The sequence below is a fragment of the Sinorhizobium sp. GQ132 genome (assembly GCF_059758575.1).
In genome coordinates, this window is sequence record NZ_JCAXDX010000003.1 from 328,235 (window position 1) to 344,190 (window position 15,956).

A 15,956-nucleotide genomic window follows, 5' to 3' on the forward strand; every position below is an offset into this window, starting at 1 on the left:
AACTTCCGGACGGAAAGCCGTACACACTTTTCCTGCAGGTCCTCTTGTCAGCTTTCGTGTCGACTCCCGGCAAGCCGCTGCGTCAGCCTGTGCAGCGCGTCGCGCAATTCGCCGACCTCCTCCAGGCTGCAGCCTGATGCACTGCCGATGTCGCGCAGAATACCGAAGGCTTCGGCCTTCAGTTCCCGGCCGCCATCCGTCAGGCTGACGATCACCTGCCGCTCGTCCGCCGCATCGCGTACGCGGCGGACATATCCGCCTGCTTCCAGCCGCTTGAGCAGAGGCGAAAGGGTGCCTGAATCGAGGCCCAGCTCTTCGCCGATTCGTTTCACCGTCATGCGGTCCTGCTGCCAGAGCGTGAGCAGCACGAGATATTGCGGATAGGTCAGCCCGAAGCGGTCGAGCAACGGCTTGTAGGCGCGATTGAAGGCATGCGCCGCCGAGTAGACGGCGAAACAGAGCTGGCGGCCGAGCGCCAGCACCTCATCGGACTCTGCGTCGAATTTTGCCGCTTTCCTCGTCATTATGTCATTGTCGCAAATTCACGCCGGCAAAGCAATTTGCAAAATTAATTTGCGCGCTATTTAATCTTACGATATATAAATTCGGCAACCACAAGGAAGGAGACTGTCATGCCCATCCTCTACCGCACTACCGCGTCCGCGACCGGCGGCCGCGCCGGCCAGGCCAAGAGCAAGGACGGCGTTCTCGACGTGACGCTGACCGTTCCAAAGGAACTCGGAGGCGACGGCGCGCGCGGCACCAATCCCGAGCAACTCTTTGCCGCCGGCTATTCCGCCTGCTTCCTCGGTGCACTGAAATTCGTCGCCGGCAAGGAGAAGGTAAAGCTTGCGGAAGACACGACGGTGACGGGCACGGTCGGCATCGGACCCCGCGACGACGGGACAGGCTTCTTCATCGACGCGGCGCTGGAAATCTCGTCGCCCGGCGTGGAAAAGGCGGTGCTGGAAGACCTCGTCCAGAAGGCGCATATCGTTTGCCCTTACAGCCATGCGACCAGGGGCAATGTCGACGTTAAGCTGACGGTGGCCTGATAGGACCGTTGCAGACAGCCGAAGCCCGTAACCCCGGGCTTCGGCCTGCCCCGGCAGTTCCGCCGCAAGCAAGTGTCGGGGATCGATCTGAGGCCTGTTGAGATTCGGGCCACCCGCCGCGGCTTGTTTGATCGCCTCGTCCCTGTGCTCGTCACAGGGGTGCAGCCAGACCAAGTCCTTGGGCTGAAAGAACGCTTCCCGCGCCGCAGACGCGGCGCTGCTGGATCCCTGTGACGAGCACGATGAGGAAGAGGAGAGATTGCAGTCCTCCGAAAAATTCCCTACAGCGCCGCGCGTCTTATCAGACGCGCAGGAAAACTATGTGCAGTTTTCCGCCCGCATCCCGCGTCTCAACGATGTGGTCTAGCGCTTCAGACTGCCGAGTATTCCGCGCACAAGGGCTCGCCCCACCTGGGTCGCAACCGTTCGCGCGACCGACTTCATCGCAGCTTCCATGATGGTTTCCCGCTTGTAGCCGGAGGATCGCGGCCGGGCCTGCTTGCCGGAAGGCGCTTCGGCCGCATCGTCGCCGAAGCCGGGCAGGGTCCAGCGGCTGCCGCCGGAAGTCTCCTCGGCGGGTTTTTCTTCCGCCTGCCGGGCAGCCTCCGCCTGTTCCGCTGCCTTGGCTGCACGTTTGGCAAGCATCTCATAAGCCGAGTCGCGGTCGAAGTCCTCGTCGTAGAGACCGCGCACCGGGCTCACGTCCACCACCTTCTGCCGCTCCGCATCCGTGAGCGGGCCAAGGCGCGACGAAGGCGGCCGGACCAGGGTTCTCTCGACGATTGACGGCGATCCCTTGCCCTCGAGCGTCGAGACCAGAGCTTCGCCGGTGCCAAGATTCGTGATCACGTCGGCACAATTGAAGTCGGGGTTCGGGCGGAATGTGTCGGCAGCCGTCTTGACGGCCTTTTGTTCGCGCGGGGAATAGGCGCGCAACGCATGCTGGACGCGGTTGCCGAGCTGGGCGAGGACCGTCTCCGGTACGTCCAGCGGGTTCTGCGTGACGAAATAGACGCCGACGCCTTTAGAGCGGATCAGGCGGACGACCTGCTCGACACGCTCGACGAGAACCTTCGGCGCATCGTTGAAGAGCAGATGTGCCTCGTCGAAGAAGAACACCAGCTTCGGCTTGTCGGGATCGCCGACTTCGGGCAGTTCTTCGAACAGCTCGGACAAGAGCCACAGCAGGAAGGTCGCGTAGAGACGCGGGTTCATCATCAGCTTGTCGGCGGCAAGCACCGAAATCGCGCCGCGCCCGTCATTGGTGGTCCGCATGATGTCGGTGATCTTCAGCGCCGGCTCGCCGAAGAAATGCTCAGCACCCTGCTGCTCCAGAATCAGGAGTTCGCGCTGGATAGAGCCGACGGAGGCCTTGGAGATGAAGCCGAACCGATTGGAAAGCTCGCTCGCATTCTCTCCCATGTAATTGAGGAGCGCCTGCAGGTCCTTGAGGTCGAGCAGCGGCAGGCCGCCCTCGTCGGCGATCTTGAAGGCGATGTTCAACACGCCTTCCTGCGCGTCCGTCGCATTCATCAGCCGCGACAGAAGAAGTGGGCCCATTTCGGAAATGGTGGTGCGGACCCTGTGGCCCTTCTCGCCGTAGAGATCCCAGAAGATCACCGGGAATTCCTGGAAATCGTAAGGCTCGAGGCCGATCTGCTCGGCACGCTTCAGCAGGAAGTCCTTGGGCTCGCCCATGGCGCCGATACCGGACAGGTCGCCCTTCACGTCCGCGCAGAAGACCGGAACGCCCGCATTCGAGAAACCCTCGGCCAGGATCTGCAGCGTCACGGTCTTGCCGGTCCCAGTGGCGCCGGTGATCAGCCCGTGGCGGTTGCCGAACTTCAGCTCCAGATATTCGCCTTTGTTGATCGAATCGTCCGGCTTGCGGCTGGTTCCGATATAGATCTTGCCTTCCTGCAGCATGGGGGCTTCATCTCCGTCTTGTCAATTTTATCAATGAAAGCGGGTATTTCCCGCATGTCGCACAAAGTCGGTCATCGAAACATAGCGTGCATCTGTTATAGGCGGTGCGTCTGTTCCCGGCAACATGATTGCGGGCGGGAACAAGGCCGGATTGCCATCTGGCGAGCCCCGTGAAACGATGCTGCGAGGTGGCGGAATATGGTAATCGGCGTCCGTTTCGATGCTCTTGTCATTCCGGCATCGTTCATTTACCTTGACGTTAACGTCAAAATTCGATCGAGGAGATTTCCATGAGTGAACTGGTCACGCGCGTGGCGGAAAATGTCGGAATCGAGACCGCAACGGCAGAAAAGGCAGTCGGGATGATCCTCGGCTTCCTGCAGCGCGAGGCAGCCGAAGGCCCGGTCGCCCAGATGATCGAGGCGATCCCCGGTGCGCCCGAACTGGTCGCCCAGTACAATGGCGAGGGCAGCGGTGGTGGCGGCCTTCTTGGCGGCCTGATGTCGGCGATCGGCGGAGGCGGCGGCGTCATGGCGCTGGGGCAGCAATTGATGAGCCAGGGTCTTGGCATGGGGGAGATTACGGCGCTCGCCAAAGAGACGATCGCATTTGCCAAGGAGAAGGCGGGCGAGGAGGTCGTCGACGAGGTGGTTGCCTCCGTTCCGGGCCTCAGCCAGTTCGTCTGATGGCTCTGATGCGCAGGCAGGCGTTACCCCCTCTGGCCGGCAGCCGGAGGAGGTAACGGCCGGGGTGCGGCATGGGGGCCGCTAAAGGCCTTCACCTCACGCATCCCATTCGGGAGCAAGACCCTGCGGATTGACGATCCGCCCGGACGGGCGGGCAAGCTCGCGGACTGCCGCCATCTCCTCCCGCGTCAGCGCGAAGTCGAATATCGCGAAATTCTCCTTGAGCCGCGCCTCCGTCGCCGTCTTCGAAAGCACGATCACGTCCTGCTGTTGCACGAGCCAGCGCAGCGCCACTTGCGCCGCCGTCTTGCCGTGGCGGCTGCCGATCTCGGCGAGCAGCGGGTCGGCAGGCACTTTGCCGTTGGCCATGGCATAGTAAGCCGTGAGCGACATTCCGAGCCGCCGCGCCGTCTGGAGGACCTTCGTCTGGTCGAGATAAGGATGATACTCGACCTGGTTCGTGGCGATCGGCGCATCGCTGAGACGCGTCGCCTCTTCCATTTGCGCGGCGTTGAAGTTGCTGATGCCGATATGGCGTACTTTGCCGGCATTCCGCACCTCGTTCAGGGCGCCGATGCGTTCGGCCATCGGCACGTCGCTCCCCGGCCAGTGCAGAAGCAGCAGATCGACATGGTCGGTTCTCAGCTTTCTCAGGCTCTCATCGACCGAGGCGATGAAGGCGTCGTGGCGATAATTGTCGACCCACACCTTCGTGGTCAGGAAGATGTCCGCCCGTGCAATGCCGGACTTCTGGATGGCCTCGCCGACTTCCGCCTCGTTGCCGTAGATCTGTGCGGTGTCCACGTGGCGGAAACCGAGCTTCAGGGCCTGCGGCAGGATGCGAAGCACCTCCGCTCCGGACATACGGAATGTGCCGAAGCCGAGCGCGGGAATATTGGCGCCATTGGAACTGACTGCATGCATTGAGAACTCCTTCACTGCGAGCGCCCGGCGGGCCGAAGCGCGATCTCCTATTCTTGTCCGCGCAAGGCGCGCCTTCAAGCTTGTCCGGAAAATAGGACCGCGCCTGTCGGAGCCGGCGAGAACCCGCACGCACTCCCGCTCTAGCGATTTTTTGTCGCCACGATGAAAAGCCGCGGGAAACGCAGGAGCACGCGCCCGTTTTTCATCGCCGGATAGGCCTTCCTGATCTTTTCGGCATAGGCGGCGAGATAGCCCGCCCGCTGAGTGGTGGGCAGCGCGTCCAGATAGGGGCGTAATCCCGTGCCCTTCACCCATTCGACGATCGCGTTCGCATTTGCGAGCTGGTGATAGTAGACGGTGTGCCAGACGTCGACGCGGACCTCCTTCGAGGTGAGCCTTTCGACATAGGTAGCCGGTGAGGGCAGGGACCTGCGCCGAATGGTGCGGCCCGCGAAGGCCGGGGCGAAGGCGGCCTCCTCTGCCGTTTCCTCCATCAGAAGATGGGACGATTCATCGAGATTGTCGGGCATCTGCACGGCAAGCGTTCCGCCGGGCGCAAGCGCCAGTATGAGCCGCTCGAAAAGCGTGACGTGCTCCGGCAGCCACTGGAAGACCGCATTGGCAAAGAAGAGCGCGCTTTCCGCCGGCGGCGCCCAGGCGGCGAGGTCGCCTTTTTCGAAGCGAAGGTCCGGCAGGCGGGTGCGGGCGGCCGAAAGCATGTCATCGTCGCTGTCGATGCCGGTGAGCGGGCTGCCCGGAAATCGTTGGAGGATCAACTCGGTCGAATTGCCCGGGCCGCAGCCGAGGTCGAAGGCTGGACCGGCGGGCAGATCGGGTACCTGCGCCAGCAGGTCGCGCGCCGGACGCGTCCGTTCGTCCTCGAACTTGGCATATTGCGCTGCAGACCAGGCCATGGGCGGGCTCCTTCATACGCCGAATTGCAGGCTTTCGAGCGAGGGGAGGATCAGCGAAGGACCATGGTCCTTGTATTCATCCGGCCCGTCGGCCCGGTTGATCCAGACGGTGCGAAAGCCGAATTTCGTGGCGCCGGCGATATCCCACCGGTTCGAGGACTGGAACGAGACCGCCTGCGGATAGAGCCGGTAGCTCGTCGTCACCAGGTCGTAGACAGCCGGTGCCGTCTTGAACGCCTTGACGGCATCGACCGAGAAAACGTCGTCGATGACGATATCGAGTGCGGCGTTCTTGACGGCCGAGGCCAACATGGCCGGCGAACCGTTGGAAAGAATGGCGATGCGGGCGCCACGTTCCTTCAATCCCTTGAGAACCGCGGGAACTTCCGGATAACAGTCGAGCGCCCAATAGGCATCGAGAAGCGGCTTTTTGAGCCCGGGATCGGCTGAGGGGAAGCGCTGAAAGGCGTAGTCGAGCGACTGCTCGGTCAATTCCCAGAAGTCGACATAGGCGCCCATGAGCGAGCGGACCCAGGAATATTCGAGCTGCTTGGCGCGCCAGAGTTCCGAAAAGGCCTGGCCGTCCGGCCCGATCGCCTCGGCATGCCGGCGTACGGCCGCATGCACGTCGAAAAGCGTGCCATAGGCGTCGAAGACATAGGCCGCGTAAGACATCGAGTTCTCCCGTCTATCCACCGTCCGGTCGGCGCGCCGGAGGTTTTCACCATTTTGCGCGAGTAGCCGCCGGGCAGGGGCTTGCGGCACTGCGTCGGAGACGCTGTGCCACAGCATTCTTTTGGCGCATCATGTCAAAACTTTGTGCGCCGCACAATGTCTTCGTCGCCCGCCTTCGTTCAATCTTTCCAAACCTTTGCCGGGAAACGCAGCGCCAGTTTCGCAAGTTTGCCCTTGAGGCCGAGGGCCGCGTCGCAAAGGCCGAGCACGTGCCGGTTCGGTTTCGCCTCCGGGCGCAGCGCGTGAAGCGCTGCCGCAGCCTCCTCCGGTCCCAGATAGCGCGCCAGAACACCGAGGGTCAGCGCCGTCGAACGTCCGATGCCTCTGAGGCAGTGAACCAGCAGGTGCGCCTCTCCGGGCAGGCTGTCGATGAAGTCAAATGTCGCCTCGATGGCCGCCGGACGCGCGGCATCCGGCGCATCCGGGTCGATGGTGTCGCCGAAGCGGAGTTCCAGATGCCGCTCCGGCGGCAGGTCGATCATCGAAAGCAGACGCGTCGCTGGCGCTCGGATGGAGACGAGATGCGTCGGCGCCCATAACGCGCGATTGTGCCGCGCCTCGGTTTGCGAGCTCACGATGAGGCGCACCGGCCAGCCGTTCGGATGCGCCGGATTCGCGTCGAGTACGGGCCGATAACAGGCGCTCTCGATAGCCTGAACCGCAAGAGCCATGACGTGCCTCCTGATTCGTCTCGGATTGCCGGCAGAATAGCAGCGCCGGCACGCAACCGAAATCCGGTCAGAACCGCGTGATGACACTGATGCCGAGGTCCGTCGCCCGGTCCATCGCAGCAAGCGCCGGCGCCGCCTCTTCGAGCGATATCTCACGGCCGATCAACTGCTTCGGGTTCAGTTTCCCGGCGGTGATCATTGCCAGCATCGCGTCGTAACGCCAGGCCTGCATTCCGTGGCTTCCATAGATCTCGAGTTCATGGCCGATCACTTGCGCCATCGGAATCTGCGGCGTCGCGTGCTCCGCCAGCATAAGCCCGACCTGGACGTGCCGGCCGCGGCGGCGCAGATTTTTGATCGAGTTGAAGCAGGTAACGGGCGAGCCGAGCGCATCGAGCGAGACGTGGGCGCCACCTCGGGTGAGTTCCCTGACAGCTCCCGCGACGTCCTCCGTCTCGCGGCCGTCGATGGTGGCGACCGCCCCGAGCGTCCGGGCGAAGGCGAGCTTCTCCTCCGAGATGTCGATGGCGATGGGGTTGGCGCCGAGTGCGGCGGCGATCATGATTGCGGAGAGGCCGACACCGCCGCAGCCGTGCACAGCCACCCACTCGCCGCCCTTGACGCGGGCCTGGTCGACGACCGCACGGAAAGAGGTTGCGAAGCGGCAGCCGAGGCTCGCCGCCGTTGCGAAATCCATGTTCTCGGGCAGATGCACGAGGTTCTGCTCGGCAAAGTCGATCGCCACATATTCCGCAAACGAGCCCCAGTGGGTGAAACCCGGTTGAAACTGCGCTTCGCAGACCTGGCTGTTGCCGGAGCTGCATTCGAAGCAGCGGCCGCAACCGGAAACGAAGGGTACCGTCACCCGGTCGCCGATCCTGTAGCGGAGGACCCCGCGCCCGGTCGCCGCGATCGTGCCTGCCAGTTCGTGGCCCGGCACATGCGGAAGGCGAATGTCCGGGTCGTGCCCCATCCAGCCGTGCCAGTCGCTGCGGCAAAGGCCGGTCGCCTCGATCTTTATGACGACCCCGTTCTCGGTCGGCGCCGGATCGGGAAGCGTCCGGATCTCCGGCATCTTCTCGAAGGCATCGTAATACATCGCTTTCATCGAGATCTCTCCCTTGGGGCGTTTTCATCATTCTGACACGTCGCCCGGGAGGGCTCCAGAATGGACGCCATGACATTTTTTGATGTACCCATTCACCCTCATGCTGCTTTTTCCGGCTAGAGCGGAAGTGCGTGAAGAAAGAAGGAGGCACCGATGGCCGTCGATACATCCCCACGATCCACCACCTGGACCTTTGTCGACGGCGAATGGCTTGCCGGCAACCCGCCGCTGATCGGCCCGACATCCCATGCGATGTGGCTCGGTTCGACCGTATTCGACGGCGCCCGCTGGTTCGACGGCATCGCGCCGGACCTCGACCTCCATTGCCGGCGCGTCAACCGCTCCGCCGAGGCTCTGGGTCTCAGGCCAACGATGTCGGCCGAGGAGATCGAGGGACTGACCTGGGAAGGCGCGAAGAAGTTCGACGGCAAGACGGCGGTCTATGTGAAGCCCATGTATTGGGGCGAGCACGGGTCCTGGAGCGTCGTTGCGGTGGATCCTGAATCGACACGCTTCGCGCTTTGCCTTTTCGAGGCGCCGATGGGCAATGGCCGTGCCGGCTCGTCGCTGACGCTCTCTCCCTTCCGCCGGCCGACGCTCGAATGCATGCCGACCGATGCCAAGGCCGGTTGCCTCTATCCCAACAACGCCCGCATCCTCAACGAGGCACGTTCGCGCGGTTTTGACAATGCGCTGGTGCGCGACATGCTCGGCAACATCGCGGAGACCGGCTCCTCGAATATTTTCATGGTGAAGGACGGCGTCGTCTTCACGCCGGCCGCCAACAGGACCTTCCTCGCCGGCATCACCCGCTCGCGCGTGATGGCCCTTCTCAGGGAGGCAGGCCTCGAAGTGATCGAAACCAGCTTGACCATGGCCGATTTCGAAGGGGCCGACGAAATCTTCACCTCGGGCAACTATTCCAAGGTGCTGCCTGTCACCCGCCTCGAGCAGCGCGAATTGCAGGCCGGTCCGGTCGCGACAAAGGCGCGCGATCTCTACATGGACTGGGCGCACGCGACCGGAGGGAAGTGATCTCCTCTCAGTTCAGCCGGCCGTTATTCTCCGCCGCCCTGAACGCGCGAGGCATCGCCAGTCGCTCTTCGAAGGTCACGGTTCAAGCGGACGGACGACCACATCGGCGGACGAGCGCGTGTTCGGTCCGTGATAGACGGCTTCGACATTGTTGCCGTCCGGGTCGAGGAGAAACGCGGCATAATAGCCCGGATGGTAGCTTCGCTCTCCGGGCGGTCCATTGTCGGTGCCGCCATTGGCCAGTCCGGCATCGTAGAACCGCTGCACCGCATCGGGGCCCGAGGCCTGGAATGCGAGGTGGACGCGGGTGCGGTAATCCTCCGCCGCGTCGACGAAGAACTCGTCGAACGCAAAGAACTCGTCGGTCTCGTAGGTCGGCTGGTGGCCAAGCGCGCCGAGCACCGCCTGATAGAACCGCTTGCTCGCCTTGAGGTCCCCGACGCGAAGATGCACATGGTCGATGAGCCGTCCCTGGTGAAATTCCATCGTCTTCTCCTGTGGCACGGTCGGGCACATGCCCTCGATAACGTAAGATAGGACCGCAAGGCGGCGCGTCGAGGCGCTTGCGCGCGAAGACGGAAGTCACGAAAGCAATGAAAGTATTTTGCGTGGGTTAGCGAAAATTTGGCGCTGCATCGGTTGCCTCCCTGCAAGGCGGTGCCTATGTTCCGCTGACAGATTTCCCCGACGAAATCCATGCCAAGAGGAGATGCCACAATGGCTTTCGAATTGCCGAACCTTCCCTATGACTACGATGCGCTTGCGCCGTACATGTCGCGCGAAACGCTCGAATACCATCACGACAAGCACCACCTCGCTTACGTGACGAACGGCAACAAGCTCGCCGAGGAAGCCGGTCTTTCCGATCTTTCGCTGGAAGATATCGTCAAGAAATCCTACGGCACCAACCAGCCGTTGTTCAACAATGCCGGCCAGCACTACAACCACGTTCACTTCTGGAAGTGGATGAAGAAGGGCGGCGGCGGCACCAGCCTGCCCGGCAAGCTCGATGCGGCGGTCAAATCGGACCTTGGCGGCTACGACAAGTTCCGCGCCGATTTCATTGCTGCCGGCGCAGGTCAGTTCGGCTCGGGCTGGGCCTGGCTTTCCGTTAAGAACGGCAAGCTGGAAATCTCCAAGACCCCGAACGGCGAAAACCCGCTCGTCCACGGCGCAACCCCGATCCTCGGCGTCGATGTGTGGGAACATTCCTATTACATCGACTATCGCAACGCGCGTCCGAAATACCTGGAAGCCTTCGTCGACAATCTCATCAACTGGGATTACGTCCTCGAGCTGTACGAAGCGGCTGCAAAGTAAGCGCTGCTTTCTCCCAGCGGGAAATCGGCCCGGCGCTTGCGCCGGGCCTTTCGTTATGAGGGGCGGTTTTCAACGGCCATCTCGCCGCGGTTTTCTACCCGTCCGCCGCCTCGAGGGGCCGAACCGCATTCGCCTGCCATCCCGCAATCCACACCTGCCTCAGCCGGTTGCCTTCGCCGCGGAAATAGGTGTCGGCGGGTGCGCAGTGTTCAACGCGGTCGGCGCGGAAGTTGCGGATATCCTGCCGCAATTCGCACCACGCGACCATCATCGCGTGTTCGGAATAATAGATCAGCGCAAGCGGGAGTACTGTGCGCTCGGTCGCGCGCCCGAGCTCGTCGCGATAGTCCAGCACCAGCTTCTGCTCGTCACGGATAGCCCGCCGGATCATGGCCAAGTCGACCGCCGGCGGCGGCGAGGCGATCGTGCCCCAGGCGTGCAGCGCCTGTGACTGGAAGGCCTTGCGCAGCGGTTCCGGCACGGCGCCGGTGATCTTCTGATTGACGCGCCGTGCCGCCGTCTTCAGCTCCTCGTCGCCCGTGCGAGCCAGAAGCGCAAGCGCCAGCACGATCGCCTCCGTCTCCTCGATCGAGAACATCAGCGGCGGCAGGTCAAAGCCGGGCCTCAGGATATAGCCGATGCCGCGCTCGCCCTCGATCGGCACGCGCATCGCCTGCAGGGCGGCAATATCCCTGTAGATCGAGCGGGGCGTCACCTCCAGCGCGTCGGCGATTTGCGCCGCCGTCACCGGTGTACGGGCGAGCCGCAGCATCTGGATGATTTCGAAAAGACGCGACGCCTTGCGCATGAAGCGGCCTCTACCTGCTCACTCCTGACACGACCTTGTCAGTAGGAGAGAGATATAACACGCGCCAACGGGTTGAAACTAAACAATCCGCTCCTGGGATATCACGGAAATCGGATGAGCAACTGACATGACCTATGCGGAAAACCTCTGGCTCTTTTTCACCCTGCTCTTCGGCATCATCATCGTTCCCGGCATGGACATGGTTTTCGTCCTCGCCAATGCGATGACCGGCGGGCGCGCTTCCGGGCTTTCCGCAACGGCCGGAATCGTGGCAGGCGGCGTGCTGCACACGCTCTATGCAGCCCTTGGCGTCAGCGTCGTCCTGCATCTGGTGCCCCAGCTCTTCAACCTGCTGCTCGCTGCCGGCGCGGCCTATATCGCCTGGATCGGTTTTTCGCTCCTGCGCAGTTCCATCACCATCAGCGGCGTCGAAGGAGGGGCACGGCTGTCGCGTTGGGCGAGTTTTCGGCAGGGCGCCCTGACGAGCCTGATGAATCCCAAGGCCTATCTCTTCATGCTTGCGGTCTACCCGCAGTTCCTCAAGCCGCAGTTCGGCCCGGTGTGGTCCCAGGCGGCCGTCATGGCCGTGATGATCGCGCTGACGCAGCTTGCGGTCTATGGCGGGCTTGCACTTGCCGCCGGGCGCGGGCGTGATTTCCTCGTGGGCAGCCCCGGTGCCACGGTGACCATCGGCCGGCTCGCCGGTCTCCTCCTCGTCGTCATCGCCATCTTCACGGTATGGCACGGCTGGAGCGGGGCTGTTTGAGACTCCTTCAAGTATAAACATGAGTTCTGTTATCATATTTGAATATGTGAAGGCGTCGCCGCGCAGCCAGGTATTGCGTCGGGAATTGTGCTGAATCGACAAGCACATCAATAAAAAGTTACTTCCGTAGAAAACCCAAAATGCCATCATGCCGGCGCTTGAACACCACGCCGCGGAAGCGGGTCAGACCGGAGAACATGATGAAGATACGAGCTCTTATGCTTGCCGCAGCCCTGGCGGGCCTGGGCGTGACCGCCGTGACGGCGGCTGACGAGCCGCAGGCGGTGCGTCAGCAGCTGATGAAAAAGGTGGGAAAGGCCACGGGCGAACTCAGCGGCATCGCCAAGGGTGAAAAACCTTATGACGCCGAGATCGTCAAAGCATCTCTGGCGACGATAAGCGAGACGGTGAAGGTCTTCCCGGATCACTTCCCGGCCGGCTCCGAGACGGGAATGGAAACCGAAGCGAGCCCGAAAATCTGGGAGAACATGGAGGACTTCAAGGAAAAGGCCGCCAAGCTCGGCGGTGACGCCGAAAAGATCCTTGCCCAACTGCCCGCAGATCAGGCCGGTGTCGGCGCCGCGCTCGGCATTCTGGGAAAGGACTGCAGCAGCTGTCATGAGACCTACCGCCTGAAGAAGAATTGACGATCAGACGGTCCTTCCAATCCGTTTCGAACCGCGCCGGTTCGCCGGCGCGAGCTCTCCGCAAGCAGGTCGAAAAGCCCTCCGGCCGTTGTCATCCGCATTCGTGATCTCAAGAGGAGCCCATGGGCCGGCGTGCGAGGTATCTGCTTTCTGGTCTGGTCCTGCTGGTGGTGGCGGGAGGGAGTCTCGCCTGGTGGCTGACCAAGCCCGATCGTTGGGACGCCGCTCATTGGGAGGGGCTCGGCGAGCCCGATCTTGCCAATGGCGAACGGATCTTCTGGGCCGGCGGCTGTGTCAGCTGCCACGCCGCTCCGGGCGCCAAGGACGACCAGAGGCTCGTCCTTGCCGGCGGCCGCACTTTGAAGAGCCCTTTCGGCACCTTTTATCCGCCCAACATCTCCCCCGATGAAACCGTTGGCATCGGCAGCTGGACGCTTGCAGAGTTCGGCGACGCCATGACGCGCGGCGTCGGAAAGGACGGCGAGCATCTCTATCCCTCCTTCCCCTACGGCTCCTATATCCGGATGACCGCGAAGGACGTGAACGACCTTTGGGGCTTCATGCAGACGCTGCCGAAGAGCGGCAATGCGACGCCTCCGCACGACCTGGCATTCCCCTACAATGTCCGCCAGGCGCTCGGCGCATGGAAGCTGCTGTATCTCAACGCTGAGCCGCGTACTCAGGTCAATACCGCCGACACCAAGCTCGCCCGCGGGCAATACCTCGTGGAGGGCCCTGGTCATTGCGGCGAATGTCACACGCCGCGCGATGCGCTTGGCGGCTTCGAGGAGGGCCGGTGGCTCACCGGCGCACCCAATCCTGAAGGCGAAGGCCGAATTCCCGACATCACCCCGTCTTCGAAAAGCATCGGGGGCTGGAGTGCATCCGACATCGCCTCCTATCTCGAAACCGGCTTCACGCCGGATTTCGACACGGTCGGCGGCTCGATGGTCGAGGTCCAGAAGAACATGGCGGAGCTGCCGGCCTCCGACCGCGATGCGATCGCGGCCTACCTCAAGGCGCTGCCGGCGCTGTAAACCGGAGCGACCCGCGGCCTCCGTCACCCGAGTCTCTGCAGGTAGCGCATGCCGGTTACCGGGCGCGGTACGAAACGCTCGGACTCGTAGAAACGGTGGGCCTGGAAGTTTCCGGTGGCGGCACTGACCGAGAGGTAATCGCAGCCCGCCATTTTCGCCTGCTCGCGAGCCTTGGCCACGAGGTGGCGCCCGATGCCGGTGCCGCGGTGACCGGGGCGTACGAAGAGGTGGTGCATTTCCATGCCGCGGGCACCTTCGGCCGCCCGGTATTGCGGGACGAGAATGGCATAGCCGATCAACGCGCCGCCGGCTTCGGCGACCAGCGCCGTGATCCAGGGCGTGCGTCCGAAGAGATCCCGCTCGAGCTGTTCGGGCGTGACTGTTGCGGCATCGCCGTGATGGGCGGCAAGCTCGGCGACCATCTCGCGCAATTCGGCGAGATCGCGTGGCTTGGCGCAACGGATCGTCACCATCGGCGCACGGGCCGACGGAACGGGCTGAAGGGTAGGGGTGACGGTCTGCAGCATTCTCGGCTCCTAATGGTTCTCTTCCGCCATCAGGTGCCGTGAAAAACAAAAGCCGCCTGATGGCGGCCTTGTTGAATATGATCAGCAGGCCGCTCCTATCGGAACAGCCAAAAATATACGCTGGAAATGGGCGCGTTCTTGATCATGCGCGTAGATTGTCCAAATCCCGGAATTTGTCAACGCGGAATTTCAATGCTCTTTTCCGCACAGCGAGTGGTCGGCAAGCGCGCGGATCACATGGCAATCGCCGATCGTGTGATCGCCATGGCAGGCGACGATGCGCTCGAGCTCATGCTCCAGCCTTCTGAGCCGGGCGATTTTTTCCCGCACGGAGGCAAGATGCTCGGTCGCGATGCGGTCCGCCTCGCCGCAGGGGCGTTCCGGATGTTCGCTCAATGCCAGAAGGTCTCGGATCGCCTCAATCGAAAGTCCGAGGTCGCGTGCGTGGCGGATGAAGGCGAGCCTTTCGAGCTCGTGCTTTTCATAGCGCCGCTGATTGCCCTCCGAGCGCTCCGGCGCCGCAAGCAGACCCATCTGCTCGTAATAGCGGATGGTCGGGATTTTTACGCCCGTCCGACGGGAAAGGTCGCCGATCGTGTACATGCGATGGCCCAGTGCTCCAACATTTTGAAACTGCGTGTTTCCGGACGGAAACCGTCACACCGCTTTCCTATCCTCTAGTCTCTAGAGCTTTATATGGACAGGGACCTGCCGTCGATCAAGCCTTGAAAGCGGCATCCGGGGCTCGTTCCGTGTCGAAGAGCGCAGCTTCGGGCACAAGCCCGCCGCAATCGCCCCTTAGCGATTCGATCGTCGGAAGCGACAGGAATAATATTCCAGATCAATAATTTAGCTATGTCTCGGCGCTTGAGCCGCACAGACGGAGAAAGACATGCCTTTGCACATAACCCGCCGAGCAATGCTGGCCGCGTCGGCCATGCTCTATCCGGCATTCGTCCTGGGAACGCCCGCGCTTGCGGCAGGCGCGGCGGAGGATGACGTCACGGAACGGCTTCGCCGGCTTGAAGAGCGCACCGGCGGACGCCTCGGGGTTGCCGTGCTCGATACTGAGACCAACATCTCGTTCGGGCACCGGGAGGCCGAGCGTTTCGCCATGTGTTCGACCTTCAAGGCGCTTGCGGCGGCTTGCGCGCTGGCACGCGTCGATCGCGGGGAGGAAACGCTCGACCGGCGGATCACCTTCGGCAGGGAGGTCCTGCTGCCTCACTCGCCGGTGACGGAAAAGCATGTGGGTGGCAACGGCATGACGGTCGCGGAACTCTGCGAGGCGGCGATCACCATCAGCGACAATGCCGCCGGCAACCTGCTGCTCGAAAGCTTTGGGGGTCCCGAGGGCCTGACGTCCTGGCTGCGCTCGATCGGCGACGAGACCACGCGGCTCGACCGAACGGAGCCCGAGCTGAACGAGGCCAGGAAGGGCGATCCGCGCGACACCACCACACCGGCCGCCATGCTCGACACACTCGGGAAATTGGTCCTGGGTCCGGTCCTCTCGCAAGAAGGGCGCCAGCAGCTCATCGACTGGCTGGTTGCGAACAAGACCGGCGATGCGCGGCTACGGGCGGGCCTGCCCAAGGACTGGCGGATCGGAGACAAGACGGGAACGAGTATGACCGGTGCCGTTTCGGATATCGCCGTCGCCTGGCCGCAGGGCCGTGGTCCGATCCTGATCTGCGTCTACATGGGCGAGGCCAAGGCGCCGCTCGACGACCTGAACCCTGTCTTCGCCGATATAGGCAGTATCGTCGCCGGCATGGCCTGAGGCCTGTTGAGATT

General features: G+C 62.8%; 19 protein-coding genes. 8 read left to right on the forward strand and 11 right to left on the reverse strand.

Annotated features, from left to right (window positions below; translation table 11 throughout):
* Window positions 1-47 precede the first annotated feature (47 nt).
* Window positions 48-524 carry a MarR family winged helix-turn-helix transcriptional regulator gene (locus tag AC6CIG_RS09840; RefSeq protein ID WP_018094502.1) on the reverse strand — a complete coding sequence of 159 codons (477 nt, stop codon included), beginning with the start codon at window positions 522-524 and terminating at the stop codon, window positions 48-50.
* Between the two features lie 108 nt (window positions 525-632).
* On the opposite strand from AC6CIG_RS09840, the gene AC6CIG_RS09845 reads away from it, so the two are divergent.
* Window positions 633-1,055: an organic hydroperoxide resistance protein gene (locus AC6CIG_RS09845; protein ID WP_010968954.1), complete on the forward strand. Its 423-nt coding sequence runs from the start codon at window positions 633-635 to the stop codon at window positions 1,053-1,055.
* Between the two features lie 363 nt (window positions 1,056-1,418).
* Here AC6CIG_RS09845 and AC6CIG_RS09850 read toward each other — a convergent pair whose 3' ends face one another.
* A complete protein-coding gene (locus tag AC6CIG_RS09850) occupies window positions 1,419-2,981 on the reverse strand; it encodes a helicase HerA-like C-terminal domain-containing protein (RefSeq protein WP_100674540.1) in 1,563 nt (520 codons plus the stop codon).
* Window positions 2,982-3,271: 290 nt separating this feature from the next.
* On the opposite strand from AC6CIG_RS09850, the gene AC6CIG_RS09855 reads away from it, so the two are divergent.
* Window positions 3,272-3,667 carry a DUF2780 domain-containing protein gene (locus AC6CIG_RS09855; RefSeq protein ID WP_018094505.1) on the forward strand — a complete coding sequence of 132 codons (396 nt, stop codon included), beginning with the start codon at window positions 3,272-3,274 and terminating at the stop codon, window positions 3,665-3,667.
* A 96-nt stretch (window positions 3,668-3,763) separates the two neighbouring features.
* Here the strand turns inward: AC6CIG_RS09855 and AC6CIG_RS09860 are convergent, their stop codons facing one another.
* The 5 genes from AC6CIG_RS09860 to AC6CIG_RS09880 form a co-directional block, all read right to left on the reverse strand.
* Window positions 3,764-4,591, reverse strand: coding sequence for an aldo/keto reductase (locus AC6CIG_RS09860; protein ID WP_026168562.1), 828 nt, complete (start codon window positions 4,589-4,591; stop codon window positions 3,764-3,766).
* 140 nt (window positions 4,592-4,731) lie between these two features.
* Window positions 4,732-5,505, reverse strand: a complete 774-nt coding sequence (gene tam / locus AC6CIG_RS09865) for a trans-aconitate 2-methyltransferase (protein ID WP_018094507.1) — start codon at window positions 5,503-5,505, stop codon at window positions 4,732-4,734.
* A 12-nt stretch (window positions 5,506-5,517) separates the two neighbouring features.
* A complete protein-coding gene (locus AC6CIG_RS09870; protein ID WP_437408372.1) occupies window positions 5,518-6,180 on the reverse strand; it encodes a haloacid dehalogenase type II in 663 nt (220 codons plus the stop codon).
* A gap of 179 nt (window positions 6,181-6,359) precedes the next feature.
* Entirely contained in the window at window positions 6,360-6,911 is a 552-nt protein-coding gene (locus tag AC6CIG_RS09875) for a phosphatase (protein WP_437408373.1), read from the reverse strand.
* A 67-nt stretch (window positions 6,912-6,978) separates the two neighbouring features.
* Complete coding sequence (locus AC6CIG_RS09880) at window positions 6,979-8,019, reverse strand: zinc-dependent alcohol dehydrogenase family protein (RefSeq protein ID WP_018094510.1); 1,041 nt, start codon at window positions 8,017-8,019, stop codon at window positions 6,979-6,981.
* Window positions 8,020-8,172: 153 nt separating this feature from the next.
* On the opposite strand from AC6CIG_RS09880, the gene AC6CIG_RS09885 reads away from it, so the two are divergent.
* On the forward strand, window positions 8,173-9,054 hold the full coding sequence (locus AC6CIG_RS09885; protein WP_018094511.1) for a branched-chain amino acid aminotransferase: 882 nt from the start codon (window positions 8,173-8,175) through the stop codon (window positions 9,052-9,054).
* A gap of 75 nt (window positions 9,055-9,129) precedes the next feature.
* Here the strand turns inward: AC6CIG_RS09885 and AC6CIG_RS09890 are convergent, their stop codons facing one another.
* On the reverse strand, window positions 9,130-9,540 hold the full coding sequence (locus tag AC6CIG_RS09890; protein ID WP_102761399.1) for a VOC family protein: 411 nt from the start codon (window positions 9,538-9,540) through the stop codon (window positions 9,130-9,132).
* Between the two features lie 231 nt (window positions 9,541-9,771).
* Between AC6CIG_RS09890 and AC6CIG_RS09895 the strand changes: the two genes are divergently transcribed.
* The gene (locus AC6CIG_RS09895; protein ID WP_018094513.1) at window positions 9,772-10,374 is read left to right on the forward strand and encodes a superoxide dismutase; all 603 of its coding nucleotides are present in this window, start codon (window positions 9,772-9,774) and stop codon (window positions 10,372-10,374) included.
* Between the two features lie 94 nt (window positions 10,375-10,468).
* On the opposite strand, the gene AC6CIG_RS09900 is transcribed toward AC6CIG_RS09895, so the two are convergent.
* Window positions 10,469-11,182, reverse strand: coding sequence for a helix-turn-helix transcriptional regulator (locus tag AC6CIG_RS09900; protein ID WP_437408374.1), 714 nt, complete (start codon window positions 11,180-11,182; stop codon window positions 10,469-10,471).
* Between the two features lie 127 nt (window positions 11,183-11,309).
* On the opposite strand from AC6CIG_RS09900, the gene AC6CIG_RS09905 reads away from it, so the two are divergent.
* The 3 genes from AC6CIG_RS09905 to AC6CIG_RS09915 all read left to right on the forward strand — a co-directional run bounded on the left by AC6CIG_RS09905 (window position 11,310) and on the right by AC6CIG_RS09915 (window position 13,632).
* The gene (locus AC6CIG_RS09905; RefSeq protein ID WP_100674530.1) at window positions 11,310-11,948 is read left to right on the forward strand and encodes a LysE family translocator; all 639 of its coding nucleotides are present in this window, start codon (window positions 11,310-11,312) and stop codon (window positions 11,946-11,948) included.
* Window positions 11,949-12,148: 200 nt separating this feature from the next.
* Window positions 12,149-12,595: a c-type cytochrome gene (locus tag AC6CIG_RS09910; RefSeq protein WP_018094515.1), complete on the forward strand. Its 447-nt coding sequence runs from the start codon at window positions 12,149-12,151 to the stop codon at window positions 12,593-12,595.
* Between the two features lie 122 nt (window positions 12,596-12,717).
* Window positions 12,718-13,632, forward strand: coding sequence for a c-type cytochrome (locus tag AC6CIG_RS09915; RefSeq protein ID WP_437408375.1), 915 nt, complete (start codon window positions 12,718-12,720; stop codon window positions 13,630-13,632).
* Between the two features lie 23 nt (window positions 13,633-13,655).
* Here AC6CIG_RS09915 and AC6CIG_RS09920 read toward each other — a convergent pair whose 3' ends face one another.
* A complete protein-coding gene (locus AC6CIG_RS09920; RefSeq protein WP_018094517.1) occupies window positions 13,656-14,159 on the reverse strand; it encodes a GNAT family N-acetyltransferase in 504 nt (167 codons plus the stop codon).
* 189 nt (window positions 14,160-14,348) lie between these two features.
* The gene (locus AC6CIG_RS09925) at window positions 14,349-14,762 is read right to left on the reverse strand and encodes a MerR family transcriptional regulator (protein ID WP_018094518.1); all 414 of its coding nucleotides are present in this window, start codon (window positions 14,760-14,762) and stop codon (window positions 14,349-14,351) included.
* A 289-nt stretch (window positions 14,763-15,051) separates the two neighbouring features.
* On the opposite strand from AC6CIG_RS09925, the gene bla reads away from it, so the two are divergent.
* The gene (gene bla / locus AC6CIG_RS09930; protein WP_437408376.1) at window positions 15,052-15,942 is read left to right on the forward strand and encodes a class A beta-lactamase; all 891 of its coding nucleotides are present in this window, start codon (window positions 15,052-15,054) and stop codon (window positions 15,940-15,942) included.
* Window positions 15,943-15,956: the final 14 nt, after the last annotated feature.

Excerpts from the sequence above, each read along its gene's own strand:
- AC6CIG_RS09925 (WP_018094518.1), bottom strand. The coding sequence starts at position 14,762 with ATGTACACGATCGGCGACCTTTCCCGTCGGACGGGCGTAAAAATCCCG.
- AC6CIG_RS09920 (WP_018094517.1), bottom strand. The coding sequence starts at position 14,159 with ATGCTGCAGACCGTCACCCCTACCCTTCAGCCCGTTCCGTCGGCCCGT.
- AC6CIG_RS09840 (WP_018094502.1), bottom strand. The coding sequence starts at position 524 with ATGACGAGGAAAGCGGCAAAATTCGACGCAGAGTCCGATGAGGTGCTG.
- AC6CIG_RS09850 (WP_100674540.1), bottom strand. The coding sequence starts at position 2,981 with ATGCTGCAGGAAGGCAAGATCTATATCGGAACCAGCCGCAAGCCGGAC.
- AC6CIG_RS09860 (WP_026168562.1), bottom strand. The coding sequence starts at position 4,591 with ATGCATGCAGTCAGTTCCAATGGCGCCAATATTCCCGCGCTCGGCTTC.
- AC6CIG_RS09885 (WP_018094511.1), top strand. The coding sequence starts at position 8,173 with ATGGCCGTCGATACATCCCCACGATCCACCACCTGGACCTTTGTCGAC.
- AC6CIG_RS09890 (WP_102761399.1), bottom strand. The coding sequence starts at position 9,540 with ATGGAATTTCACCAGGGACGGCTCATCGACCATGTGCATCTTCGCGTC.
- AC6CIG_RS09875 (WP_437408373.1), bottom strand. The coding sequence starts at position 6,911 with ATGGCTCTTGCGGTTCAGGCTATCGAGAGCGCCTGTTATCGGCCCGTA.
- AC6CIG_RS09905 (WP_100674530.1), top strand. The coding sequence starts at position 11,310 with ATGACCTATGCGGAAAACCTCTGGCTCTTTTTCACCCTGCTCTTCGGC.
- AC6CIG_RS09845 (WP_010968954.1), top strand. The coding sequence starts at position 633 with ATGCCCATCCTCTACCGCACTACCGCGTCCGCGACCGGCGGCCGCGCC.
- AC6CIG_RS09915 (WP_437408375.1), top strand. The coding sequence starts at position 12,718 with ATGGGCCGGCGTGCGAGGTATCTGCTTTCTGGTCTGGTCCTGCTGGTG.
- AC6CIG_RS09870 (WP_437408372.1), bottom strand. The coding sequence starts at position 6,180 with ATGTCTTACGCGGCCTATGTCTTCGACGCCTATGGCACGCTTTTCGAC.
- bla (WP_437408376.1), top strand. The coding sequence starts at position 15,052 with ATGCCTTTGCACATAACCCGCCGAGCAATGCTGGCCGCGTCGGCCATG.
- AC6CIG_RS09880 (WP_018094510.1), bottom strand. The coding sequence starts at position 8,019 with ATGAAAGCGATGTATTACGATGCCTTCGAGAAGATGCCGGAGATCCGG.
- AC6CIG_RS09895 (WP_018094513.1), top strand. The coding sequence starts at position 9,772 with ATGGCTTTCGAATTGCCGAACCTTCCCTATGACTACGATGCGCTTGCG.
- tam (WP_018094507.1), bottom strand. The coding sequence starts at position 5,505 with ATGGCCTGGTCTGCAGCGCAATATGCCAAGTTCGAGGACGAACGGACG.
- AC6CIG_RS09855 (WP_018094505.1), top strand. The coding sequence starts at position 3,272 with ATGAGTGAACTGGTCACGCGCGTGGCGGAAAATGTCGGAATCGAGACC.
- AC6CIG_RS09910 (WP_018094515.1), top strand. The coding sequence starts at position 12,149 with ATGAAGATACGAGCTCTTATGCTTGCCGCAGCCCTGGCGGGCCTGGGC.
- AC6CIG_RS09900 (WP_437408374.1), bottom strand. The coding sequence starts at position 11,182 with ATGCGCAAGGCGTCGCGTCTTTTCGAAATCATCCAGATGCTGCGGCTC.